Below are 23,985 nucleotides of genomic sequence, written 5' to 3' on the forward strand. Positions count from 1 at the left end.
GAAGAATGCTGTCCCGGCTTGAGGCCGGGGGAGTGGACGGGCAAAATGGCAGACTTCAGCATTGCTTTGCAAGAGGCATGGACGCCGGCACCCCTGCATTTGCGGTTTTCCAGAGCGATGCTCACAGAAATCCGAACCCTTGCCGAAGCGGTGCGGCTCGCCCATAAAGGCTTCGATGCCGGCGACGAGCCGGCCGGACGAAAGCAAATGGCATGAATGAGGAAACGACAGCGGACGCCGCCAGCCGGCGAAGCTTCCGCCTGCACAATATGGCGGTGCCGGCGCGGCCGCTGGAGCCGGCGCTCTATCTCGTCGCCACCCCGATCGGCAATCTCGGCGATATCACCCTGCGGGCGCTGGAAACGCTGGCCGGCGCCGATGTGCTCGCCTGCGAAGATACGCGCGTCACCCGCGTGCTGCTTGACCGCTACTGCATCCAGAACCGCCCCTTCGCCTATCACGAGCACAATGCCGACGAGGCCGGCCCAAGGCTGCTGCAGGCGCTCGAAGCCGGCCGCTCGGTGGCGCTGGTTTCCGATGCCGGCACGCCGCTGGTTTCCGATCCCGGCTATCGGCTGGCGCAACAGGCGATAGCGGCAGGTTACCGTGTCATTCCCATTCCCGGCGCCTCCGCGCCGCTCGCAGCCCTTGTCGGCTCCGGCCTGCCGAACGATGCGTTTCTCTTCGCCGGTTTCCTTCCGGCCAAGGACAAGGCCCGTCGCGACCGTCTCGGTGAACTTGCCGTAGCCCCGGCGACGCTGATCTTCTTTGAATCGCCGCATCGCATCGGCGCAACGCTTCTGGCCGCCGCCGATGTGCTGGGCGGCGCTCGGCCCGCCTCCGTCTGCCGCGAGCTGACCAAGACCTATGAGGAGTTCCGCCGCGGCTCGCTGGCCGAGCTTGCCGCCCATTATCAGCAGGTGGAAAACGTCAAGGGCGAGATCGTCCTCGTGATCGGTCCGCCGGAGCCGGTCGAGACCGATGAGGCCGATGTCGAAGCCATGCTGGCCGACCTCTCGAAGTCGATGCCGACGGCAGGTGCTGCGACCGAGGCGGCCCGCCTCACCGGCCTGCCGCGCAAGGTGCTCTATCAGCGGCTGCTGGAGCTCAAGAACGCCGATGGGCGATAGCGATCTCACCGCGATCAGAAGGAAGGCGCTGCGCCGAGGCCGCATGTCGGAATATGTCGCGGCCGCCTTCCTGATGCTGAAGGGCTACCGCATCCTGGCGCTGCGCCACCGCACCCGGCTCGGCGAGATCGATATCATCGCCCGCAAGGGCGATCTCGCCGTCTTCGTCGAGGTCAAGGCCCGCCATGGCGCGGCCGCCGCGGTCGACGCCGTCTCTATCGCCGCGCAGAAGCGCATACGGGCGGCAAGCGATCTCTGGCTTGCCCGCCAGAGGGATCAGGCCCGCCTTTCCCAGCGTTATGATATCGTCGCGATCATGCCCGGCCGGCTGCCGCGGCATTTTATTGATGCCTTCTGACCTCCTTTCGCCCCATCGGATTTCCGGATCGTTAAACTTTTAGTCCCCGCTTGAACCAGGTCCTTACGACTCTCTGCTATCGACTCGGTAGGGTAGCAATTGGGGGTTGTTTCATGGCCTGGAAGCTGATGCTTGCAAGTGCGGTCGCCATGGCCGCGCGCTCGGTGCCGTATGCGGTGGTGAAGCCGGCCGGAAAATCCTTCGTCGCGCATGCGAGCGATCTGCTGCCGCTGAAATCCACGCCGATCAATCCGGACTGGATCGTCAGCGGCAATCCGCAGGCCCGCACAGCCGAACATTCGCGCGGCCATGACGAGGCCTCGCTGACGGCGATCTGGGATTGCACGGCGGGCGAATTCCGCTGGTATTTCGGCTGGGACGAGACGGTGATGATCCTCGAAGGCGAGGTCCATATCACCGCCGAGGACGGCACCGAACGAACGCTCTGCGCCGGCGACGTCGCCTTTTTCGCCGGTGGAACCTGGGCAAGCTGGCGGGTCGACACTTACGTCCGCAAGGTCGCCTTCCTGCGCAAGCCCTTTCCGAAGCCCTTGGCGATCGCCTACCGCCTCCGCAACATGCTGCGCAACAACGGCAACCAGGGCATCGCTGCCTGAAAACTGCGACCGGAAGCCCTTGATTGCCCGTTGCGTTTGATATCTGGCCGACCTACATCTGTCCGGCATTCAGCGAGGGATGGAAATGGCCAAGATCACCAATGTAGCGGTCCAGATGGACCATGTCGCAGGCATCAATATCGCAGGTGATTCTACCTTCGCCATGAGCCTGGAAGCGCAGGCGCGCGGCTACAAGCTCTTCCATTATACCCCCGACCGCCTGAGCTTTCGTGACGGCAAGCTCTATGCCAGCGTCGAGCCGATGGTGCTGCGCGACGTCAAGGGCGATCACTTTGAGCTTGGCGCGCCCGAGCGCGTCGATCTCGCGACCATGGATGTCGTCCTGCTGCGCCAGGACCCGCCTTTCGACATGGCCTATATCACCTCGACGCATCTGCTCGAGCGCATCCACCCGAAGACGCTCGTCGTCAACGATCCGGCCTGGGTGCGCAACTCGCCGGAGAAGATCTTCGTCACCGAATTCTCCGACCTGATGCCGAAGACGCTGATCACCAAGGATGCCGCCGAGATCCGCCGCTTCCGCGACGAGATGGGCGATATCATCCTGAAGCCGCTCTACGGCAATGGCGGCGCCGGCGTCTTCCATTCGACCCGCGACGACCGCAACCTCTCATCGCTGCTGGAAATGTTCGGCCAGCTTTTCCGCGAGCCCTTCATCGCCCAGCAATATCTGCCCGACGTGCGCAAGGGCGACAAACGTATCATTCTCGTTGACGGCGAATTCGCCGGCGCCATCAACCGCGTGCCGGCCGAACACGACAGCCGCTCCAACATGCATGTCGGCGGCCGCGCCGAGGCGACCGAACTGACGCCGCGCGAACAGGAAATCTGCGCCCGCATCGGTCCCGCACTGAGGGAACGCGGCTTCCTGCTCGTCGGCATCGATGTGATCGGCGATTATATGACCGAGATCAACGTCACCTCGCCCACCGGCATCCGCGAGGTCAAAAAATTCGGCGGCGCCGATATCGCGAGCCTGCTTTGGGACGCGATCGAGCGCAAGCGCGGCTGAGCCTGCCACCCATGACCGTTTTGGTCCCGCGACCGAGCACAACCAAGGTCACAGCGGATGTCTGACTATGTTCTTTGATTGTTCTTGTTTTATTCGGGCTTCCATGCCAGATTGCAACCGCTGGCCCTGAACGGCCGGGGGCGGTATAAGAGTTTGCGGGACAAGGGATGGGCATATGGTCGCGCGTGTCAGTACGGTTGCATTTCAGGGCATCGAAGGTGTGCCGGTCGAGGTCCAGGTCATGGTCGCGCCCGGCAAGGTCGGCATGCAGATCGTCGGCCTGCCCGACAAGGCGGTGGCCGAAAGCCGCGAGCGCGTGCAGGCAGCCCTCCACGCCTCCGGCCTGGCGCTGCCGGCAAAGCGCGTGACGGTCAATCTGGCGCCTGCTGACCTGCCGAAAGAGGGCTCGCATTTCGATCTGCCGATCGCCCTTGCCCTGATGGCTGCCCTCGGCGCCATTCCCGCCGATGCGCTGTCGGACTTTGTCGTCGTTGGCGAGCTCAACCTCGACGGAACGATCGCCGCCATATCAGGCGCGCTGCCGGCTGCGATCGGCGCCAATGCGCTCGGCAAGGGGCTGATCTGCCCGGCCGAAAGCGGCGCCGAAGCCGCCTGGGCAGGCGCCGAGGTCGATATCCTCGCACCCCGCAGCCTGATTGCCCTTGCCAATCATTTCCGCGGCACGCAGGTCCTGTCCCGGCCGGAAGCGTCGATCCGCGCCAATGCCGCAAACCTGCCGGACCTTGCCGAGATCAAGGGCCAGGAAAGCGCCAAGCGCGCGCTCGAAGTGGCGGCCGCCGGCGGCCATAATCTGCTGATGGTCGGTCCTCCCGGCTCCGGCAAGTCGATGCTGGCGGCAAGGCTGCCGTCGATCCTGCCGCCGCTTTCGGCCGCCGAACTGCTGGAGGTGTCGATGGTTCATTCGATCGCCGGCCAGCTCTCCGGCGGCAAGCTTTCCGATCGCCGGCCCTTCCGCACCCCGCATCATTCCGCCACCATGGCAGCCCTCGTCGGCGGCGGCCTGCGCGCCCGTCCGGGCGAAGCCTCGCTTGCCCATCACGGCGTGCTCTTTCTCGACGAATTTCCCGAATTCACGCCGCAGGCGCTCGATGCGCTGCGCCAGCCGCTCGAAGGCGGCGAATGTGTCATCGCCCGCGCCAATCACCGCGTCTCCTATCCGGCCAAATTCCAGCTGATCGCGGCGATGAACCCTTGCCGCTGCGGCATGGCCGGCGAGCCGGGCCATACTTGCGCCCGCGGCCCGCGCTGCATGAGTGATTACCAGGCCCGCATCTCCGGCCCGCTGATGGATCGCATCGATATCCGCATCGACGTTCCGGCCGTCTCCGCCGCCGATCTCATCCGGCCGATGGCCGCTGAAACCAGCGCCGACGTCGCCCGCCGTGTCGCCCGCGCCCGCGAGATCCAGCAGGAGCGCTTCGAAAGCACAGGCGCAAAGGGCATCGGCACCAATGCCCGCTGCTCCACCGCGATGATCGAGAAACTGGCCGAGCCCGATGCCAGCGGCCTGCAGCTGCTGCGCGACGCCGCCGAAAAGATGAAATTCTCCGCCCGCGGTTACCACCGCGTACTGAAGGTCGCCCGCACGCTTGCCGATCTCGACGGCAAGCCCACGGTCGGCCGCATCCATCTCGCCGAAGCGATCTCCTATCGCATGGCTGGGGAGAGACTGACGGCCGCGGCGTGAGAGGCGCGAAGCGCTCGACAGTTTGTTGGCAAGCTCGTCCTTTACTCGGCATTGTGCCTGACATCTGCCGGATATCAATCGGTTGCAGATGCTCGGGACAAGCCCGAGCATGACGAAAGAGAAGTTGGCGCCAATGAGTTCAGCAGGACTGAATGACACGCTTTCCGAATGACGGAGAGGTCAGCTGTCCAACTGGCTCATCATCCTTTGAGAGAGCTTGGCGTCCTCAAGCAGGGGCGTGAGGTCGCTGATCTGATCCAAAGAGCCGACAATCGGCAGCTGTTTGATCCACGCATCGGCTATCGCTGAATGCGCGGCCTCTACCGCATCGTCAGCGTTGATGGTCGTAAATGGCCGGTCATGATATGGACCCACGATTGGCTCGAAAGAGGCGACGCCAATCGCATTTTGCCTGCGCGCGAGTTCCTGGTAAGCCGAAGCGAGCGCGTCCTCTCGTTCCGCCCATTCACTCGAATGTAAGGCCCGCTGCAGGTGAGGCGAGAGGGGCTCTGCGATGGGAAGCCTGGCAAAGCCACTGCCGAGCCATTTTGAATAGGGGGCGTAACGTCGCTCGAGCAGGAACCCCATTCTCATTACGTCCCGCGCCAGCCGCGCGGCGATGACCCGCGAACCCAGGTCGTCTCCAACTTGTCCTGCGCGACCGACAAATGCCTGCTCCTCAGCGATGCGCCGCCACTGACACGCAATCTTGTAGAGCCACACATCGCCTGGGAAATACCTCAGGCGATCACGGGTCTGGCTCAAGCGGCTATCGTCATCGTGAAAAACGGCGCCTGATGTGAAGGCGAGAAGCTTTTGCTCTGCAAAGCCCAGCCATTGAAGAGCGTTGAGGTTTTCGACCGACCGAACGGCGAAGTGACCTTCCAATAGCGCTTCGAGCGTATGAAACTCCAGTCCGTGTTCAGACGCTCCTGCCGCCTCGACGCCATTTGCCGGCGGATGTGGTCGGCTGCGCCAGCCAATAGGCTCCCCAAGATAGTCAGCCGGCGCAACTTTGGAAAATTCATCGACCAGTCGCCGTGCACAATTGCCGAAGTCGTCTCGGCCCAGGAAGATGTGGACGCGTGGCCCCCAGTTGTGGTCCTTGGAAACGTCATCGTCAAAACCGAGTAGCTCCGAGCCATAGCCGATCAGTGCTGCGGAATAGCGGAGCTCTGGCGCAACCTCATTCAGCCAGGGCCGAACGATATCGGTATAGAAACCTCGTGATAACTGGATCCCCTGCATAACGTCTCACCGTAGTCTTGATGCCATCACGATTGGAACACAGCCGCCGCCTCAGAGGGCCAACCGAAAATGGCCGTCGTCGAAGGCGCCTCGACAGTTTATCGGCAGCCACGTTCTCTACTCTTCGTCATCCTCGGCCTTGTGCCGAGGATCTGCTACATATCAACCGGCTGCAGATGCTCGGGACAAGCCCGAGCATGACGAAAGAGGAGCTGGGCCGACTCCATCAGCAGTTTGAGGTGGGCACCGAAGCGCCCCGATATTCTGCGAACATGAATGACTGGGGAAGCCCCGGCCAAAGCCAACCTTAGCTCCCCAGCCCCTCAAACAACGCCGTCGAAAGATAACGCTCGGCGAAGGAGGGAATGATGATGACGATGTTCTTGCCGGCGTTCTCGGGACGGATGCCAACCTTGATTGCGGCCGTCAGCGCAGCACCCGAGGAGATGCCGACCGGCACGCCTTCGAGCCGGGCGACCAGGCGCGCCTGTTCGAAGGCCTCGTCATTGGTCACGGTGACGACCTCGTCATAGATGCCGGTATCGAGGATCTTCGGCGCGAAGCCGGCGCCGATGCCCTGGATTTTGTGCGGGCCGGGATTGCCGCCGGAGAGGATCGGCGAATCGGCCGGCTCGACGGCGATGATCTTGATCTCGGGCTTGCGGCTTTTCAGCACCTGGCCGACGCCGGTGATCGTGCCGCCGGTGCCGATGCCGGAGACGACGATGTCGACCGTGCCGTCGGTATCGTTCCAGATTTCCTCGGCCGTCGTCTTGCGGTGGATCTCGGGATTATCAGGGTTTTCGAACTGCTGCGGAATGACGGCATCGGGAAGGGAGGACGCCAGTTCCTCGGCCTTGGCGATGGCGCCCTTCATGCCCTTGGGACCCTCGGTCAGCACCAGCTCGGCGCCGAGCAGCGCGAGCATCTTGCGGCGCTCGACCGACATCGTCTCCGGCATGGTGAGGATCAGCCGATAACCCTTGGCTGCGGCGGCAAAGGCGAGCGCGATGCCGGTGTTGCCGGAGGTCGGCTCGATCAGCACCGTCTTGCCGGGAGTGATCTTGCCCTGGGCTTCGAGGCCTTCGATCATCGCGACACCGATGCGGTCCTTCACGGATGCGATCGGGTTGAAGAATTCGAGCTTGCCGATCAGGTTCGCGACGACGCCCTTTTCCCGCGCCAGCTTGTCGAAGCGCACGAGCGGCGTGTCGCCGATGGTCTCGGTGATCGAGGAATAGATGCGGCCGCGGCCGGGCTTGTGCGACATGGGTGCCTCCCTTTGAAATCCTGTCTCTGAAATCGAGGAGGAGAATAGGGTCAAAGGCCGGTCTAGGCCAGCCCGTGTTCATCCCGGGGAGGCGGTCCTCGGAGAAAATAACCTTTGAAAACCGGTCCTTGCCGAATGTTTATTTCAGGCGGCCCGCGTGGCGATGAAGGCGGCCGTGCCGGCGAGGATGCCGGCGGCAACCCGGTTCAGCGCCTGCAAGGCCCGCGGCTCTCTCAGCATCGTGCGGGCCCGCGAGGCAAGCAGCATATAGGGCACGAGCACGACGATCAGTACCACGAAGGTGGTGGTCAGCAGGAGCGCATAGTCTCGCAGGCCGATATTGCCGATATCGATCAGCGTCGGCACCAGGGCAACATAGAAGAGCATCGTCTTCGGATTGCCGAGCGTCACCAGCAGGCCGGAGAGGAAGGACATGCCGACATTGGTGGATTTGCGCGCCGCGATATCCTGCGGCAGCAATCCTGCCGTCCAGAGTTTCCAGGCGATGTAACCGAGATAGAGGACGCCGGCGATCTTGATTGATATGAACACCTCGGTGAAGGTTTGCGCCACGAAGGCAAGGCCGAGAATGACCGCTGTCAGATAGGCCATGTCGCCGAGCACCAGGCCGAGACCCATGAAGAAGGTCTCGCGGAAGTTCGAGCCGAGCGCGCGTGCGACGATCGCGGTGATCCCCGGTCCCGGAATGGCCGCGGCGATGAACAGCGCTCCGGCATAGGTCAGCAAGGCGGCAAGGCTCATGATGCGCTCCCTTCTTTTCCCCGCTGTTTTATATCCGGTGCCTGCAACCTTCAATCCGCTGGCGTTGATGGATGCATCACCGGCAGGAATGCTTGGCCCTGCCGGAAAGAATGCCTGCATCTCCCAGGCGTGCTTGCCACGCCCGCCCGGTTCTCAGCTCTCGAGCGCCCGCGGCCGCAGCCACCGCGGCGTCCAGCCGAGATTCATGCCGGCGGCGGCAAGGAGAATGATCGCCGCACCTAATATCTGCATCGGCTGCAGCGCGTGGCCGAAGGCGAGCCGATCGACGAGGATCGCCGCGATCGGATAGATGAAGGACAGGGCGCCGGTGAGATGCGTCGGCAGCCTCTGGATCGCGCCGTAGAGCAGCACATACATCAGCCCGGTATGGACGACGCCGACGGTGACGAGGATCGCCCAGGCGCCGACATCCCCCGGCGGATGGGAAAAGTCGGTCATCGGCGCCAGCATCAGCATGCCGGTTGCGACCTGGATGAGCGCGATCAGATGTGGCGGCGTGCCCTTCAGCCATTTCGCGGCAAGCGCTGCGAGCGCATAGAAGAAGGCAGCACCGAGCGCCATCAGGATGCCGAGGCCGTAGCCGTCGAACGCAGCGCCGCCCGCACCGGGTTTTGCCTGGACGATCGCCACCATGCCGGCGAAGGCGAGCGCCAGCCAGAACAGCTTGGTGGCGGTGATCTTCTCGCCGAGAAAAAGTGCGCCGAGCACCAGCAGCATGAAGGGCTGGGTGTTATAGACGGTCGTCGCGATCGAGATCGTCGCATGCGAATAGGAGGCAAACAGCAGCAGCCAGTTCAAGACGATGGCGACGCCGCCGAAAATGGCGATGCCGAAGGCGCGCAGCGTGATGATGCCGGGCCGCAGCAGCCCGAGAGCGCCGCAGATGACAAGCAAGGTGAGCGCGCCGAACAGGCAGCGCCAGAAGACCACACCGCTGACAGGCTGGCCCGACATGACGACGAACCAGCCGATCGTCCCCGAGATCAGCATCGCTGCCGTCATTTCCGCCGTGCCTCGTCTGATGTCGCTGCCCATAATCGCCTCCATTTCGGTGGCATAAGAATATTGCGGTCGAAGGTGATTTTATATAAAGATAAGAAGGAAAATTATCGGTATCGCCTAATCATGTGAGGGGAATGTCTCGCCGTGGCTAATGATGTGCAATCGCTCGACGAAATCGATCAGGCCATTCTGGAGGCGTTGGCCGGCAATGCGCGGATCTCGCTGAAGGAGTTGGCGCAGCAGGTCGGCCTGTCCTCGCCGAGTGCCGCCGAGCGTCTGCGCCGGCTGGAGGAGCGCGGCGTCATCAAGGCCTTCACCATCGACCTCGATCCCGCCGCCGTCGGTTATCCCCTGCAGGCGATTGTGCGGGTGCGTCCGCTGCCGGGACAGCTGCACGTCGTCGAGCGGATCATTCAGGAGATTCCCGAAATCATCGAATGCGACAAGGTGACGGGTGATGATTGTTTTATCGCCCGCTTGGTCATCCGCTCGATGGCGGATCTCGACGGCATCCTGGATAGGGTCGCCGAAAAGGCGGAGACCAACACCGCGATGATCAAGGCCTCGCCCGTCAAGCGTCGCCTGCCGCCGCTTTCACGAAAAAGGTAGGTATTGGCTGAGCAGGAGCCCTAGAAATTCGCCATCGACGGCGCGCTCGAGGCGGTATCGGCCAATCCGCGGTCGTTAGTTCCCTTCCTTGAGAACTCGTCTCAGGCATTTCTCAAGCTGATCTTTTTTATCGACGACAGATCGGCATTCGCGAATGGCATATGCTGCCGCCATTTCAACGTTGATCCTGAAGCCGGGAATTCTCCCGGGACTGAAAGTCGCGGCGGCTCGGCCAAAAGCATCGGTAAGTCCGATTGATTGCAGCAGAACCCCATAAACGCAGCCTACCGGATTGATGTCGCGGTCGACGATAACATTGATAACCGGGTTCCCTACTTGGCTCTCGTGATAGCATGTCGAGGTGTCTGGCTTGCTTCGAAGCGTGTTTATGTCGTGGACCGCTATTTGGCCCAACTTTGCCAATTTAAGCGCATCACGATCGATGAACACGTTGAGAGTCTGGGTGTTTGGCGGCTGGTTCTGATCGTCGAAAGGTGCATACGGCGTTGCAGGCGAGTGGTCGATGGATCGACTAGCATCGAAATTGATACCGATTTCCGCGTAAGCCCCAATCGCAGAAAACACGCGCAAAAGCTCAATCTGTAAGGATTGAACATCGCTCCTCTCCATACCCTTCACATTGAGGACGATGTTCATTTCGATTGTTTTGTCGATATCGAGAATGGGCGCTGTCGATTTCGAAACCGCAAACGCAACTATTTCTTCCAAAGACAAAGATGAGCGAATCGACTGAAGCTTTGCTGATTCGATCGCAAGCGTCGGTGTCGCGATCAACGCTGTGGCTAGTACCGCAATCAAGCGCCATGGCGCTTTCCTAAATGACATAAGCGCCTCCAACAAACACCGCTCCCGCCGTTCATCAACCGAACTGCTCTAGAATTCCGCCATCGGCGACAGCATCGCCGGAAAATCCGGGGTGGCATCGCCGAGCCCGCGCAGCATCAGCCTCGTGCCGCCTCCCAACGGTTGTGGAGCGCCCTCCCAGCCGAGCTTGTCGGGACGGAAAAGCACCTCGACGGAGGCGGGGGCGATCTGCAGTCCGGCGAGGATCGCTGCAAGCGGCGGGATATCAGCCGCCACGATATCGAGAAGGCTGAAGCGGCCCGCCTCATCGATCTTCCAGGCGATCACCGCCTGTTTGTCTTCCAGGAAGCTGATCCGGACATCGGGATCGAGCTGGGTGTTGATCAGAAACATCGCCGCATTCACCGTGACCGCCAGCGAGGTCGAAACCGGGCTTCGTCTTTTCAGCAGCGCTTGCAGCAGGGCAAGATCATCCGCGTTTGTCGGCAAAAGCGGCCGGGCGGGTGCGGCGGAAGACGACGGGGCGGGTGGCGCTCCCTCGTATCGATGCAGCGGTATCGCGTGGAAACCATAGGGTTCGTAAAGCGACGGCTTGTCGGTATAGAGGATGACGGCTTCAAAGCCCTGCTTCTCGCACCAGTCGAGCGCTTTCACAGTGACGTCGCGATAGAGCCCGCGGCCACTCCATGGCGGCCGCACCGCGCCGGATTGCAGCCCGGCGGCGTGGACGATCCTGCCATTGAGGACGAAGGGCAGCGCAAAGGCTGAAATATTGGCCGCAAGCTCGCCTTCGGCATCAAACCAGCCGAACGGCATGCTGGTGGGATCGGGGCCGCCAAGCTGTTGCAGCGGCCCGATATCGATGCCGAAAATATCCCTAAGCAGGCAGACCAGGGCCGCCCAGCCGGCAGGGTCGCCGAAATAGTCCTGCCGGAAGGTCAGGCCAGCGCTGTCGAGGCGCTCTGCCATCAGACGCCGGTGGAGCCGAAGCCGCCTGCGCCGCGCACCGTCTCGCTGGCCGCGGTGATCTCGGCCACCCGTGCCTGGGTCACCGGCGCGATCACCATCTGGGCGATACGCATGCCGCGCGAGATGACGAAGGGCTCCTCGCCGAGATTGACGAGCAGCACTTTCACTTCGCCGCGATAGTCGCTGTCGACAGTGCCTGGCGAATTCAGGCAGGTGATGCCGTTTTTGAAGGCCAGGCCGGAGCGCGGCCGCACCTGCCCCTCGAAACCTTCGGGGATCTCGAAAATGAAGCCGGTCGGCACCAGCGCCCGCTTGCCGGGCAGAAGCGTCAGTGGTGCTGCCTCGTCGACGGCGGCACGCAGGTCCAAACCGGCCGCTCCCTTGCTTTCATAGGCGGGCAGATCGAGGCCTTCGCCATTGGCTAAGCGGATCAGGTTCAGCGTCGGGCGCGTATCGTGATGAATGGTCATGGCCCATTACTTTGCGCCGGAAGGCCCGAGGTCAATTGCATTGCCGGGCTTTAATCGCTAGATACGCGGCAATTCCACAGGATTCACAAGCATGGCCGAAAGTCTCGCCGAGGCGGTCTCCCGCCGCCGTACATTCGCTATTATCGCCCACCCGGACGCGGGTAAGACGACGCTCACCGAAAAGCTGCTGCTGTTCGGCGGCGCCATTCAGCTTGCCGGCGAAGTCAAGGCGAAGAAGGATCGCATGCAGACGCGCTCCGACTGGATGAAGATCGAGCGCGAACGCGGCATCTCCGTCGTCACCTCGGTGATGACCTTCGAATATAACGATAATGTCTTCAACATCCTCGACACGCCGGGTCACGAGGATTTCGCCGACGACACCTATCGCACGCTGACGGCCGTCGACGCCGCCGTCATGGTCATCGATGCCGCCAAGGGCATCGAGCCGCGCACGCTGAAGCTCTTCGAAGTCTGCCGCATGCGCGATATCCCGATCATCACCTTCATCAACAAGATGGACCGCGAAAGCCGCGATCCCTTCGAGATCCTCGACGAGGTGGAAGAGAAGCTGGCGCTGGATACGGCGCCGATCACCTGGCCGATCGGCCGCTCGAAGACCTTTTGCGGCTCGTATAATATCGCCGCCAACACGGTGCGCGGTTCGGATACCGAAATCGAGGGAACGCCGGTCAACGGCCCGCAAAGCGTGGCGGGCAGGCTGCCGGAAAACGAGCGCCAGGTGTTCGTCGAGGAGACCGAGCTGGCGATCGAGGCCTGCCGTCCGTTCGACCGTCAGGCCTTCCTGGAAGGCCATATGACACCTGTCTTTTTCGGCTCGGCGCTGCGCAATTACGGCGTTCGCGACCTCATCAACGCTCTCGGCGATTTTGCGCCGCCGCCGCGTGACCAGATCGCCGATACCAGGACCGTGCATGCGACCGACGACAAGATGACGGCCTTCGTCTTCAAGATCCAGGCCAACATGGATCCCAACCACCGCGACCGCATCGCCTTTGCCCGCATCTGCTCCGGCAAGCTCGAGCGCGGCATGAAGGCACGACTTGCCCGCACCGGCAAACAGCTCGGCCTGACGGCGCCGCAATTCTTCTTCGCCTCGCAGCGCCAACTCGCCGACACCGCCTATGCCGGCGACGTCGTCGGCATTCCCAACCACGGCACGCTCCGGATCGGCGATACGCTGACCGAAGGTGAATCGCTGGTCTTCCAGGGCGTGCCGAACTTCTCGCCGGAGATCCTGCGCCGCGTGCGTCTGGAAGACGCCATGAAGGCGAAGAAGCTCAAGGAAGCCCTGCAGCAGATGGCCGAAGAAGGCGTCGTCCAGCTGTTTTCGCCGGAAGACGGCTCGCCGGCGATCGTCGGCGTCGTCGGCGCCCTGCAGCTCGACGTCTTGAAGGAGCGGCTGATGGCCGAATACGGCCTGCCGGTCTCCTTCGAAATGTCGCGTTTCTCGGTCTGCCGCTGGATCTCGGCCGATCAGCCGGCCGATCTCGAAAAATTCCTCACCGTCAAACGCGGCGATATCGCCCGCGATCTCGACGGCGATCCGGTCTTCCTCGCCCAGGACGGCTTCTCGCTGCGTTACGAGTCCGAGCGTCATCCGGCAGTCAAGATGGTCGCCATCAAGGAATATCACGCCGCCAAGGCGGCGTGATACTTAAGCCCCGAATGCTGTGGTGAGGCTCGCTGGTAAGCGGTCGCGGCATTGACATTTGCACGTCATCGAGCCCAGTCAGACAACGAAAAAGCCGTTGGGCCGCCTACGGCTATTTTTCCCGCATCGCTCGGCGGAAGTTCTGGGCGATCGGCTCAGCCAGATATGAAAGCACGGTGCGAGCACCCGTCCGGATCATCGTTTCGCTCGACATGCCGGGCATCAGCTTGCGGCCCTCCAGCTTGGCGAGTTCGCTCTTGTCGATCACGACGGTCGCGGCGAAATAAGGTGCACCGCTGCGCTCCTCCACCATCCGGTCAGCCGACACGACCTCCACGACGCCGTCGAGCGGCGGGAGGCTGTAGCGGGCGAAGGCCGGGAAACTGACGCGCGCGAGTTGTCCAGGGGCGATCGTCTCGACGTCCTCCGGCCTGACCATGGCCTCGACCACGAGTTGCTGTCCGAGCGGCACGACGGTCATCAGTGTCTCGCCGGGTTTTACGACGCCGCCCGCCGTGTGGACCTTCAGGTCCATGACGATGCCGTCAACGGGGGCGACGACATTGGTACGGGCAAGCACGTCCTTGGCGGAACGCTCCTCCTGTCTGAGGTCGAACAACTCCGCCTCGACCTTGCTCAACTCCTCGACGGCCTCGTTGAGCCGCACCGTGCCGAGGTTCAAGATTTGCATGTCGATCTCGGCCATGGCACTTTTGGCGCGAGCGATGGCCGCGACGTTGGTGGCGCGCTCCCCCTCGATCTCCCGCTGTTGTCGTCTGAGCATCAGGTTCCGCTCGCGCGTGACCAGCCCACGCTTGATCAGGCTTTCAAGGTCTTTGGTTTCGCCCTCGAGTGCTTCGATCTGCTTGTCCTCGGTGACGATAAGCCCCTCCAGTCCCGTTATCTCTTCCTCGGTCTGGTGACGGCGCTGGCTAAGAATTTCCCGCTCGTCCTTCAAATTGTCGTGCTTCGCGGCGAACACGTCACGCTGTGAGGCCACCGCGTCCTTTGCGGCTTTGTCGGGGTTTGCGAGCAATGCCGGATCAAACGCGATCTCGGCCTTGCCGTCACGCTCAGCCCTGAGACGAGCGGCAAGCGACTCACGCGTTGCTATCCGGTTCTGGATCAGGTCAAGCCTCGCCTTTGCCGGTGTGTTGTCGAGCTGGATGAGGACCTTGCCGGCCTTGACGATATCACCGTTGGCGGCGTGCAGCTCTGCGATGATCCCGCCCTCGAGGTGCTGGATGAGCTTGCGGTCGCCGGCAACCTTGATCACGCCCGGTGCCACGGCGGCGCTATCCAATGGTGCAAGCGTCGCCCAGCCCCCCGCCATGCCGAAGAACAGGAACATGATCGCGAAGCCGGTGAACGTCACGCCGGTGAGACGCAGGGGGACCGGTGCGGCGGGTGGCGAAACGGGTAGGGGAACGACCTTCATATCCTGCATGTCTGTTTTCTTTTCCTGACTTATTTCGCCACTATGGTCGGCATCTGGCTAACCTTGCGGGCGCGCGCGGCGAGCTCATTGAAGACATAGTCGCGTGGACCGAAGAGGTCCTGTTGGCCCCGGTTGAGGATCAATATCTTGTCAACCGTCTCCATGATGTTCGGTCGGTGCGCGATCAGGATGACAGTCGTGCCTGTCGCCTTGACCGTGCTGAGGGCGGCGATCAATGCCTCCTCACCCTCGCGGTCGAGGTTGGAATTGGGCTCGTCCAGGATAATGAGGGCCGGGTCGCCGTAGAGTGCTCGCGCCAACCCGATGCGTTGGCGCTGTCCGCCTGATAGGACCGCGCCGGATTCGCCGATCTCTGTGAGGTAACCCCTCGGCAATCCTTTGATCAGTTCGTGAACTCCCGCCAGCTGTGCGGCCTTGACCACCTTGTCGAAGACCACGGGGCTGAGCTTTGCGAAGCGGCAGATGTTTTCGGAGACGGTACCGGCGAAGAGCTCGATGTCCTGCGGCAGGTAACCGACATAATGACCACGGTCCTCCGCCGCCCATTGGGCAACGTCCATGCCATCAAGCAACGCGCGCCCTCCCGATGGACGCCAGGCACCGGCCAGTATTCGCGCCAGGCTGGTCTTGCCGGCCGCGCTAGGGCCGATCAGCGCCATTGCTTCACCCGGCTCGAGGTGGAAGTTGATCCCTTTCAGGATAGGCTCGCCGCCCTGTCGGGCAAGCACAAGGTTGTCGGCCTCAAACTTACCTTTCGGTCGTGGGAGTGGCAGAACCGATATGGCCTCCGGGTGCTGGCCGGCGACTGCGGCGAGACGCCGGTAAGCGGCACGCGCTCCGACCGTCGCCTTCCATGTGCCGATCGCTTGCTCGACCGGGGACAAGGCGCGACCCATCAGGATCGAGGCGGAGATCATGATCCCGGGGGAAGCTTCGTTGCGAAGGACGAGATAAGCTCCAAGGCCCAGTATGGCCATTTGCAGGGCCAGCCGGTGACAACGCGCCATGGCAGCAATGACGCCGCCACGGTTGGCAGCAAGAACTTGTCCTCTGTTTGCCTCGTCCTGCTGCACCTTCCAGCCCACCAGCAATGGCTTCAACATGCCCATCGCCTGGACAACCTCGGCGTTGCGGATCGCCGCCTCAGCCTGCACATATGCCCGCGACTGTGCGCTTGCTGCCTCGGTCAATGGCTTGCGTGTGAGGTATTCATTGAGCAACGCCAACGCAAACAGCACGATCCCGCCGCAAAGCGCCAACCAACCTAGCCAAGGGTGCATGAAGAATATGGAACCGAAAAACAGCGGAGCCCAAGGCGCGTCAAGGATCGGGAAGATGCTCGGGCTGGTGAAGAAATTCCGGACTTGATCAAGGTCGCGCAGCGGACGGGCGCTGGCCTGGCCGGGCGCTGAGGCGGCATATTCAACTGATGCGGTTAGGAGCACGGGCGCCAACCGCGCGTTCATCCACGATCCGACGGTTGCCAGAAGACGCCCGCGCACCACCTCGAGCGCCGCCATCGTCGCGAGTGCCGCTGCCGCCATCAGCGACAGCATCACCAACGTCTCCAAGCTGTGACTGGACAATACGCGGTGGTAGACTTGGAGCATATAAAACGCCCCGGTCAGCATCAGCACATTGATGCCACCGCTGAACCAGATCATCGGCCGGATGGCCCGTCTGGCCTCTTTCATCACCACCTGTAGGGCAGGGGACTGTTGGTTTGTTTGCATTAATATGTCTCTGTTGTACGAGATAACAAAGCATGCAAAGACAGTCCGGGGGCAGCCTTGGCTGCCCCCGTTGGTCAACTGTCAGGCGACGTCGACAAGGATGTGCTGCATCGCTGTCTGATCGCCATCGGCGTCCGCCACCTGGAAGGCGAAGTCGAGGTTGGCGTTCGGCGTCTCTGTCACGGTCGACGTGAAGCCGATGTCGGTGATCTTCAGCACGTCGTTATCGGTCGCGTCGAAGTTCACCAGACCGCCGGTCGCATTGCTGCCGCCATTGGCGCCGGTTTCCCTCACCAGGTCGATCGCCGTATTGTTGCCGGTGATCCCGTTGCCGGACTGCATGATCTGCGCACCCTGCAGTACGTAGTCTTCGCCGGCGGCGTTGTAGTCGTTCTGCTCGACGATCACGAGGCCGTCATTTTGGTCGAGCGTGAACTCGCTGTTGTAGGCGGCCGGCACCTGACCTGTCTTGTAGATGTCGGCATTCGACACATACATGGCCCGGGTGATCGTCGCGTTGTCGTCTGCGGTGCCTGCGATGTTGTCGGCGCCGTTCTTGTCGATCAGGTTGAGGATCAGCATCAGGTCCTCGCTGTTGCCGATGCCGTCGAACTTGATGGCCATCGAGCCGGCGGTCGCCGTCGGGGTTGTGGCCTCGCTGGCGATGCCGACATTGCTGTTGAAGAACCGCAGCGTCAGCAGTTCGTCTTTCTGGATCGTGTCGCCGGCAACACCGTTGGTGTTCTGCGTCGCAGACACCCAGGTTTCATTGTTGTTGCTGACCATCTCGTGACCGCCCAAGGTAAACGTGGAGTCAGCGGATGACCCCTCGCCATCGTTCGTCAGGCGGAACGGGTTGGATCGGTTGATCGCGTTGCCCGTGAATTGCACGTAGAAGTCTTCATCGTCAGGCGTGTTCGCGTCATCCGCCTGCAAGCGTTCCACCACGATCTGCGGATGGCCGGTATTGCCCGTTGGCTCCTTGGACAGGAGCTGACTGGTGTGGAGAACGTCGAAGCTGAAGCCTTCGAGCGGGTCGGTCAGGTTGACGGCATAGGTGTCGCCGGCCTTGTCGATGACGAGGGTGCCGCCGGCCGTGCCCGCCTGGACGCCGGCTGCCGGATCCTTGTCATAGGTGAAGGTGAAGTTGAACGTCGCGGAGGTGAGGCTCTCCGACGCCAGCGTCACATTCGAGGTGACGAGATTGCCGCCGCCGCCACCGGTGATCGTGCCGGTCAGTCCGATCTGGACGCCGGTCGTCCCGCCATCTTGGTCGACAAAGTCAGAACCGCCACCGGTGTAGAAAGCCGCCGGGTGGACATCCGCCCCAATATTGTAGCCGAAGGCGCCGCTGGCCGAGGCGTTGAGCACGTTGCCCAGGGTTTCGTGCTGGATGCCTGCGAGAGCCGGGTTGCCGTCAAACGGCACTGTAATCGTCGGCCCGTCATCCTTGAAGTAGAGGCTCTGGCCGATATAGCGGGTGGAGGTTGCCTGATCGCCGTCGCCATCGGTGATTGTTGCGGTCAGGGTGATGTCGGAGGCCGCCAGGGTGGTGATGTCGTCCGGGTCGTTGGCATCGGCATGGACGACCGCCCTTGCCTGGTCGAGGGTGATGACGCCGGCAGCGCTGACGCTGACGGTGAAGACGACCGGACCGCCAGCTCCGGCGCGGCCGACCACGCTGCCGCCTTCCAGGAAGAGCAGGACGGATTGGCCGGTTTCGGTATCGGTAAGACCGCTGACATTGTTGTTCGGGTTGATGCCGAGCGCATGGGTGATTCCGTTGCCAATGCCATCGGCCCCCGGGAAGGCGACGAAGTAGGCGCCGAAGTCGGCGCTGACGTTGGTCGTCAGATCGGTATCGTCGACCGTCAGTGGAAACGGGCCGCCTTTTACCCCGATTATCGGCTTGTCATCCTCGAAGTTGAGGTTCTGGCCGATATTGTGGGTGGCTGCGGCGTGATCGCCGTCGCCGTCGGTGATGGTCGCGGTCAGGCTGATCAGGTCGGCGGCGGCCAGAGTGATGCTATCATTCGGGTCGCTGGCATCGGCATGGACCACGGCCCGTGCCTGGTCGAGGCTGACGAGGCCGGCAGCGGTGACGCTGACGGTGAAGACGACCGGGCCTCCGGCTCCGGCGCGGCCAACGACATTGCCGCCTTCGACGAAGAGCAGCACGGACTGGCCGGTTGCGGTGTCGGTGAGGCCGCTGACATTGGTGATCTGGCTGATGCCGAGCGCATAGGTGATGGCGCCGCCGTCGGCCCCCGCATTCGAGGTGAAGAAGGTCGCGAAGTTGCCGCTGGCATTGGTGGTCAGGTTGGTCTCGTCGACCGTCAGTTGCGGCGGGCTGCCGGTTGCCGTGATCGCCGGGCCGTCGTCGTCAAAGTTGATGAAGGAGCCAACCTCTTCGGTGTAAGCGTTGCTTACCTCACCCCCATAATGCACCTCTTTGACATCGAAAAAGTCTTTCTCGGTGTCGATATTCCTGATGGTGAAGCGATCGAATGTTCCGCCAGCTCCGCCTGCGGTCGTGAAGTCGATCGTCACGCCCTCGCCGACATCCTCGAGGATCAGTCCAGTGCCGGCCAGATTGACCGTGATGCCGAGCTCAGCGGCTGTTTTTGTCACACCGTTCAGCTTGAACGTCACGCCGGTGATGTTGATCTCGGCATCGTTGTCGTCAGTGGGGAAGGCAGCGCCTTCTACGTTGTCATCATTGTTATAGGCGTGGATCTCGATGTCGGCGACGGTGCTGGTCGGCGTCGACTGCGAGATCGAGAAGCCGGCGGTGGAGACGTTCTCGAGGTGGGTGCCGTAGTCGGGCGCAGTTGGCGTGTTGGTAAAGTTCTTGCCCGCGCTCTGGGTGCCGCCGGTGATCAGGTCGATCTGGAGCTCACGGCCGAAGCGTACGTCTTGCGATGCGACACCCAGGCCTTGCGTGCTGACGTTGACTTCCGCCTGGACGCCATTGTCGTGAGCCGTGACCAGGATCTTCTGGGGGCTGGCTGCGTCGGCGTCGAGAATATACCAGTTGTTATGTCCGGACGGGGCGTCGCCAAGCTGGCTGAAATTGACCACCGAGGTTCCGCTGACCGAGGCGAACACCTTGTTCGTCAGATCGATGCGGTCGTCCACATTGGTCGCATCCGGATGGAACAACGGCACGTACTGGACCGTGTACAGGTCCGCAGCGGCGCCACTGCCGATCACCGCTAGCGAGAAGGCGAGCGGCCCGGTTTCAACGGGCTCGGTGAGTGGGTTAGAGGTACCGATGACGCCGATCACCACATTTGGACGTGTCGGGTCCTGGAACAGCCAGACATAATTGCCGTCAACCGTGCGAACGCCGCTGTTGACGCCGACCGTGGTGGAGAACGGGGTCCCGGAGGCGCTCTGGGTGAGAACGACCGAGGTGATGGTTTCACCGGCGCTCGCCGAGGCCACGACGAAATTGCTCTGGTAGGCGACTTCCGGTGAGGTCAGCCCGCCGGCAACGTCAAGACCTAACAAATATTGCAGCGTGGTATTGGCGTTGTGCGGCGGTGTGGCAGGGTTGATATCGTCGTCAGTCAGACCGGTGGTCTCGTCGATAATGATGTCCTGGGTCGTGATGTCGAGTGCCATGGAGATTCTCCCTTGGTTTCAATCGCGTTGAGAGGAGGGATCCAAGTCCGGATGCCGAATGCACCCGCCTGGTCCACCTCCTTGCGCATTGATTTTAAGGCGCTCAATGACGACTATTGATTCGTCGATCGAGAGCGCTGGTCCATTCTCAGTTGGAAGGTATTGGGACTAAAGTCCGTAAATACGTTAAGACTAAAGTCCGTACGTATGGCTGAATAATAGCAACTCTGAAGATAAATTCATACAATGTGCAAGACAGAGTTGATAAACTCAGAAAAGGCCGTTTGAAGACTATGTCGACCTATCGCATTCGTGACGCGAATTGCTCCTCAACTCTACCTATACTGCAAATCTGGCTGGCATGCACTTAGCCAGTTCGAGCTACAGAGCGGAGCTATATTGAACTAGATTTGACCTGTTCTATTTGATGGCGGACGAATACATCGCATTTCACACTTTACTGAGTACTGGCGGGGACCTAGGGCGTCGCAGATAGTCACCGAAACGAGGCGGTGGTTGTGATTAGAAAAGGCTAAAGCCGGGCCGGAAGCACGAGCGATCGACGACTTGCAGTCTCGCCGGAAGACGCCTCGCCGGCGATCGTCGGTGCCCTGCAGCTCGACGTGCTGAAGGAGCGGCTGATGGCCGAATACGGCCTGTCTCCTTCGAAATGTCGCATTTCTCCGTCTGCTGCGTATGGGCGGAGCGTTAGCCGGCAAGCCGTTCGGCCAGGAAGTCGACGACGGCGCGCACTGCCGGTAGCTGGCCGCGCCGGTGCGGCATCAGGATCGTCGTCTCGATGCTGCCGGCCGTCCATTCCGGCAGCACCCGCACCAGCCGCCCGTCGGCCAGCGCCTTGCGGCAGACGGATGTCGGCAGGCAGGTAATGCCGAGCCCCGACATGGCCATTTCCATCAAGACATAGGGCTCATCCGCCGCCATGACGGACTGCAGCGTGACGAGGACCTCGTCGCTGCCCGAATTGAGCCGCCATTGGTCCTCCGTCAGGCTGGTCATGATCGTCGCATGCTGTGCCAGCTCCTCCGGCCGGCGCGGTTCGCCGTGGGCATTCACATAATCCGGCGAGGCGAGAATGTAGAAGGGATGGCTGGCGAGCTTCCGCTGCACCAGCGCCGAATCCGGCAGCGGCGTCCGGTGGCTGCGCAGCGCGATGTCGAACCCTTCCTGGACGATATCGACGAAACGGTCCGTCACATGCACGGAGAGCCGGAGCTTCGGATAGCGCACAGCCAGCGCTGGCAGATGCTCCGTCAAGGTAAATTGCGCCGTCGGCACCGAGGCGGTCAGGCGAACGCTGCCGGCGGGTTCGGCCAGATGCCGCCGCACGATGCCCTCGGCCATCTCCGCCTCGATGATCGAGGCCTGGGCATGCTGAAAGAATTCCCGGCCGAGCTCGGTCAGCGCGAAGCTTCGCGACGTGCGCTGGATCAGCCGCACGCCAAGCCGTGCCTCCAGTTCTGCAACCCGCTTGCTCACCGTCGATTTCGGAATGCCGAGATGTCTTGCGGCGGCGGTAAAGCTGCCGCTGTCGACGGCCTGCACGAAAAGATGGAGGTCATTGAGGTTGAAAAGCGCCATCGTCAGCTTCCAGATATGTGGACATTGCGATGCATTTATAGCCTCTACCGCAAGATCGTCCACATCCTCACATTGATCGTGTCCAAACGGGTTCAATTCTGAAAGGAACGATTGATGTCACCCATATTGTTTTACGGCGTACCGGAGGGCTGCTCCTTCGGCTCGATCGTCGCGCTGGAATGGTCCGGCCTGCCTTATCGGCTCTGCCGCGTCGAGATGCCGGAAATAGTCTCCAGCGAAGAATACAAGCGGATCAACATGGTCGGCGAAACGCCGTCGTTGCTGCTCGAAGATGGCAGGGCGATCAGCGAAAGCATGGCGATCTTGCACCATATCGGCGCCCGCGCGATCGGCAGCGGTCTGGGCTTTGCGCAGGGCTCGGCGGATTTCGATCGGCTGAACCAGATGCTCGCCTTTCTCAACACCACCTTCTTCCAGGCCTTCGGCCCGCTCTGGTATGCGATCGAGCATCCGCTGGAGCCGGAAGAGAAGCAGCTCCTCACGGCCTATGGCATCGCCGCGGTCGAAAAGGCGCATCATAGGCTGGAAAATCTGCTTGATGGCCGCGAATGGCTTCTCGGCAACGGCCCGAGCCTGGCGGACGCCTATTTCGTCGGCATCGCCCGCTGGAACGATTTTCACAAGGTCGTCGACCGCCGGCAGTTTCCCGGCCTGCATCGCCTTTATGATCGCATGCAGCAGGAGCCGGCCGTGCGTTTTGCCCATGCCATCGAGCATCGGCAGGAGGCGAAAAGCAGCGGCGGTTTCCGCGGTGAGGTCGATCTGGCCGAGGCGCTCGGCCTGTTGAAACAGGCGGCCTGATCGCCCCAGCCGTCGCGCCCCTGCGGTGCGGCGGTCGATCTGCCGTCAGCCGGCGGCGATGATCTCGATCTCGACCAGCCAGTCGTCGCGCAGCGTTTCGACGATGATCGCCGTGGTCGGCACGGCGCGGCCGCCAAGCGCCCGAAGACGGGCATTCTGGTTCGCTTCCATAAAGGCGCCGTCGCTGAGATAGCTCGTCAGCCGCACGATATTGTCCACCGTCATATCAGCGGACGTGAGGATGGCGCGCAGATTGGACCAGATGAGCTCCAGCTGTCCGTCCAGATCGGCCGCGGCCATTCCCTGTTGATCGAGACCCATCGTACCGCTGACGAAGAGCAGCCGGGATGGATGCCTGACCTCCAGCGCATGGACGTAATCAGGGCTCGCTGCATAGATCCCGTCTGCTGGATTGTGCGCGATCATCTCCATGAGTTTCCCATCCTCCGAATATCCTATTGAAGAATGCCAGTATCGGCGATTATTCTTCGGCAGAAAGCGGAGTTTGCGGAATGGCGAAAAATACAGAGGATCTTCGGCAGGGACGCAGGCAGCAGCCTGTCATCGATGCGTTCGACCGAAGAATATTAGGCGCGCTCGCCGCCGACAGCAGCCAGAGCTATGCCAGGCTTGGCGAAGTGGTCGGTCTGTCGGCGCCGGCCGTGCATGAGCGGGTGCGCCGCCTGAGACAATCCGGTGCCATCAAGGGCGTGCATGCCGCGCTGGATGGCGCAGCCCTCGGCAAGCCGCTGCTTGCCTTCGTGCATGTGGAGGCGGCCGGCTGGGGCAAGAGCGAGCGGCTGATGCAGGTCCTGCAGTTTCCCGAGGTCGAGGAGATGCATTCGGTCGCGGGCGACGCCAGCGTTCTCTTCAAGGTCCGCACCGCCAGCCCGCAGGCCTTGGAAGCTTTTCTCGCCCAGATCCACGCCGTTCCCGGCGTCACCGGCACCCGCAGCTATATTGCGCTTTCCACCTATCTGGAGCGTCCGGTCCAGGCCGGCGTCACCGATAGCTGGCCGGATATGCCTCTGCCGGAATAGAGGCGGGA

Annotated in this window: 22 protein-coding genes; 10 read left to right on the forward strand and 12 right to left on the reverse strand. The window is 62.1% G+C overall.

Translation table 11 applies throughout. From position 1 onward, the window contains the following. The first annotated feature begins 45 nt into the window (after positions 1 to 45). From BA011_RS44385 to BA011_RS21455, 6 genes are all read left to right on the forward strand, one after another. Positions 46 to 216 (forward strand): hypothetical protein, encoded by a 171-nt coding sequence (locus tag BA011_RS44385; protein WP_168289564.1) that lies wholly within the window; start codon positions 46 to 48, stop codon positions 214 to 216. Then, positions 213 to 1,130 (forward strand): 16S rRNA (cytidine(1402)-2'-O)-methyltransferase, encoded by a 918-nt coding sequence (gene rsmI, locus BA011_RS21435; RefSeq protein ID WP_065281917.1) that lies wholly within the window; start codon positions 213 to 215, stop codon positions 1,128 to 1,130. Before BA011_RS44385 ends, rsmI begins: the two co-directional genes overlap by 4 nt. After that, a complete protein-coding gene (locus BA011_RS21440; RefSeq protein WP_065281918.1) occupies positions 1,120 to 1,488 on the forward strand; it encodes a YraN family protein in 369 nt (122 codons plus the stop codon). The genes rsmI and BA011_RS21440 overlap by 11 nt, the downstream gene beginning before the upstream one ends. A 113-nt stretch (positions 1,489 to 1,601) precedes the next feature. Beyond that, entirely contained in the window at positions 1,602 to 2,105 is a 504-nt protein-coding gene (locus BA011_RS21445) for a cupin domain-containing protein (RefSeq protein WP_065281919.1), read from the forward strand. Positions 2,106 to 2,190: 85 nt separating this feature from the next. Further along, positions 2,191 to 3,138, forward strand: a complete 948-nt coding sequence (gene gshB / locus BA011_RS21450) for a glutathione synthase (RefSeq protein WP_065281920.1) — start codon at positions 2,191 to 2,193, stop codon at positions 3,136 to 3,138. 175 nt (positions 3,139 to 3,313) lie between these two features. Continuing rightward, entirely contained in the window at positions 3,314 to 4,846 is a 1,533-nt protein-coding gene (locus BA011_RS21455) for a YifB family Mg chelatase-like AAA ATPase (RefSeq protein WP_065281921.1), read from the forward strand. Positions 4,847 to 5,026: 180 nt separating this feature from the next. On the opposite strand, the gene BA011_RS21460 is transcribed toward BA011_RS21455, so the two are convergent. The 4 genes from BA011_RS21460 to BA011_RS21475 all read right to left on the reverse strand — a co-directional run bounded on the left by BA011_RS21460 (position 5,027) and on the right by BA011_RS21475 (position 9,194). Then, a complete protein-coding gene (locus BA011_RS21460; protein ID WP_065281922.1) occupies positions 5,027 to 6,094 on the reverse strand; it encodes a DUF4037 domain-containing protein in 1,068 nt (355 codons plus the stop codon). Positions 6,095 to 6,401: 307 nt separating this feature from the next. Further along, a complete protein-coding gene (gene cysK, locus BA011_RS21465) occupies positions 6,402 to 7,364 on the reverse strand; it encodes a cysteine synthase A (RefSeq protein ID WP_003544751.1) in 963 nt (320 codons plus the stop codon). 144 nt (positions 7,365 to 7,508) lie between these two features. Further along, complete coding sequence (locus BA011_RS21470) at positions 7,509 to 8,126, reverse strand: LysE family translocator (protein WP_065282620.1); 618 nt, start codon at positions 8,124 to 8,126, stop codon at positions 7,509 to 7,511. A gap of 153 nt (positions 8,127 to 8,279) precedes the next feature. Beyond that, the gene (locus BA011_RS21475; protein WP_186806476.1) at positions 8,280 to 9,194 is read right to left on the reverse strand and encodes a DMT family transporter; all 915 of its coding nucleotides are present in this window, start codon (positions 9,192 to 9,194) and stop codon (positions 8,280 to 8,282) included. Between the two features lie 99 nt (positions 9,195 to 9,293). On the opposite strand from BA011_RS21475, the gene BA011_RS21480 reads away from it, so the two are divergent. After that, positions 9,294 to 9,758 carry an Lrp/AsnC family transcriptional regulator gene (locus BA011_RS21480; protein WP_065281924.1) on the forward strand — a complete coding sequence of 155 codons (465 nt, stop codon included), beginning with the start codon at positions 9,294 to 9,296 and terminating at the stop codon, positions 9,756 to 9,758. 75 nt (positions 9,759 to 9,833) lie between these two features. Here BA011_RS21480 and BA011_RS21485 read toward each other — a convergent pair whose 3' ends face one another. Genes BA011_RS21485 through dut form a run of 3 tightly spaced genes read right to left on the reverse strand, consistent with a single transcriptional unit; the run spans position 9,834 to position 12,022 of the window. Further along, complete coding sequence (locus BA011_RS21485) at positions 9,834 to 10,604, reverse strand: hypothetical protein (RefSeq protein WP_065281925.1); 771 nt, start codon at positions 10,602 to 10,604, stop codon at positions 9,834 to 9,836. 48 nt (positions 10,605 to 10,652) lie between these two features. Then, positions 10,653 to 11,552, reverse strand: a complete 900-nt coding sequence (locus BA011_RS21490) for a GNAT family N-acetyltransferase (protein WP_065281926.1) — start codon at positions 11,550 to 11,552, stop codon at positions 10,653 to 10,655. Continuing rightward, entirely contained in the window at positions 11,552 to 12,022 is a 471-nt protein-coding gene (dut, locus tag BA011_RS21495; RefSeq protein ID WP_065281927.1) for a dUTP diphosphatase, read from the reverse strand. Before dut ends, BA011_RS21490 begins: the two co-directional genes overlap by 1 nt. A gap of 91 nt (positions 12,023 to 12,113) precedes the next feature. Between dut and BA011_RS21500 the strand changes: the two genes are divergently transcribed. Next, a complete protein-coding gene (locus BA011_RS21500; protein ID WP_065281928.1) occupies positions 12,114 to 13,697 on the forward strand; it encodes a peptide chain release factor 3 in 1,584 nt (527 codons plus the stop codon). Between the two features lie 112 nt (positions 13,698 to 13,809). On the opposite strand, the gene BA011_RS21505 is transcribed toward BA011_RS21500, so the two are convergent. The 4 genes from BA011_RS21505 to BA011_RS21520 all read right to left on the reverse strand — a co-directional run bounded on the left by BA011_RS21505 (position 13,810) and on the right by BA011_RS21520 (position 22,115). Continuing rightward, positions 13,810 to 15,144: an HlyD family type I secretion periplasmic adaptor subunit gene (locus BA011_RS21505; protein ID WP_151343507.1), complete on the reverse strand. Its 1,335-nt coding sequence runs from the start codon at positions 15,142 to 15,144 to the stop codon at positions 13,810 to 13,812. A 20-nt stretch (positions 15,145 to 15,164) separates the two neighbouring features. Then, positions 15,165 to 16,889 (reverse strand): type I secretion system permease/ATPase, encoded by a 1,725-nt coding sequence (locus BA011_RS21510; protein ID WP_065281929.1) that lies wholly within the window; start codon positions 16,887 to 16,889, stop codon positions 15,165 to 15,167. An 81-nt stretch (positions 16,890 to 16,970) separates the two neighbouring features. Next, the gene (locus BA011_RS21515) at positions 16,971 to 20,516 is read right to left on the reverse strand and encodes a DUF5801 repeats-in-toxin domain-containing protein (protein ID WP_065281930.1); all 3,546 of its coding nucleotides are present in this window, start codon (positions 20,514 to 20,516) and stop codon (positions 16,971 to 16,973) included. A gap of 708 nt (positions 20,517 to 21,224) precedes the next feature. Beyond that, positions 21,225 to 22,115 (reverse strand): LysR family transcriptional regulator, encoded by an 891-nt coding sequence (locus BA011_RS21520; RefSeq protein WP_065281931.1) that lies wholly within the window; start codon positions 22,113 to 22,115, stop codon positions 21,225 to 21,227. A gap of 114 nt (positions 22,116 to 22,229) precedes the next feature. On the opposite strand from BA011_RS21520, the gene BA011_RS21525 reads away from it, so the two are divergent. Then, the gene (locus tag BA011_RS21525) at positions 22,230 to 22,937 is read left to right on the forward strand and encodes a glutathione S-transferase family protein (protein WP_065281932.1); all 708 of its coding nucleotides are present in this window, start codon (positions 22,230 to 22,232) and stop codon (positions 22,935 to 22,937) included. Positions 22,938 to 22,982: 45 nt separating this feature from the next. On the opposite strand, the gene BA011_RS21530 is transcribed toward BA011_RS21525, so the two are convergent. Then, positions 22,983 to 23,369, reverse strand: coding sequence for a RidA family protein (locus BA011_RS21530; protein WP_065281933.1), 387 nt, complete (start codon positions 23,367 to 23,369; stop codon positions 22,983 to 22,985). A gap of 26 nt (positions 23,370 to 23,395) precedes the next feature. Here BA011_RS21530 and BA011_RS21535 point away from each other — a divergent pair, with 26 nt between their 5' ends. Beyond that, positions 23,396 to 23,977 carry an Lrp/AsnC family transcriptional regulator gene (locus BA011_RS21535; RefSeq protein WP_065281934.1) on the forward strand — a complete coding sequence of 194 codons (582 nt, stop codon included), beginning with the start codon at positions 23,396 to 23,398 and terminating at the stop codon, positions 23,975 to 23,977. Positions 23,978 to 23,985 lie beyond the last annotated feature (8 nt).

It is taken from the genome of Rhizobium leguminosarum (genome assembly GCF_001679785.1).
Taxonomy (GTDB): domain Bacteria; phylum Pseudomonadota; class Alphaproteobacteria; order Rhizobiales; family Rhizobiaceae; genus Rhizobium; species Rhizobium leguminosarum_R.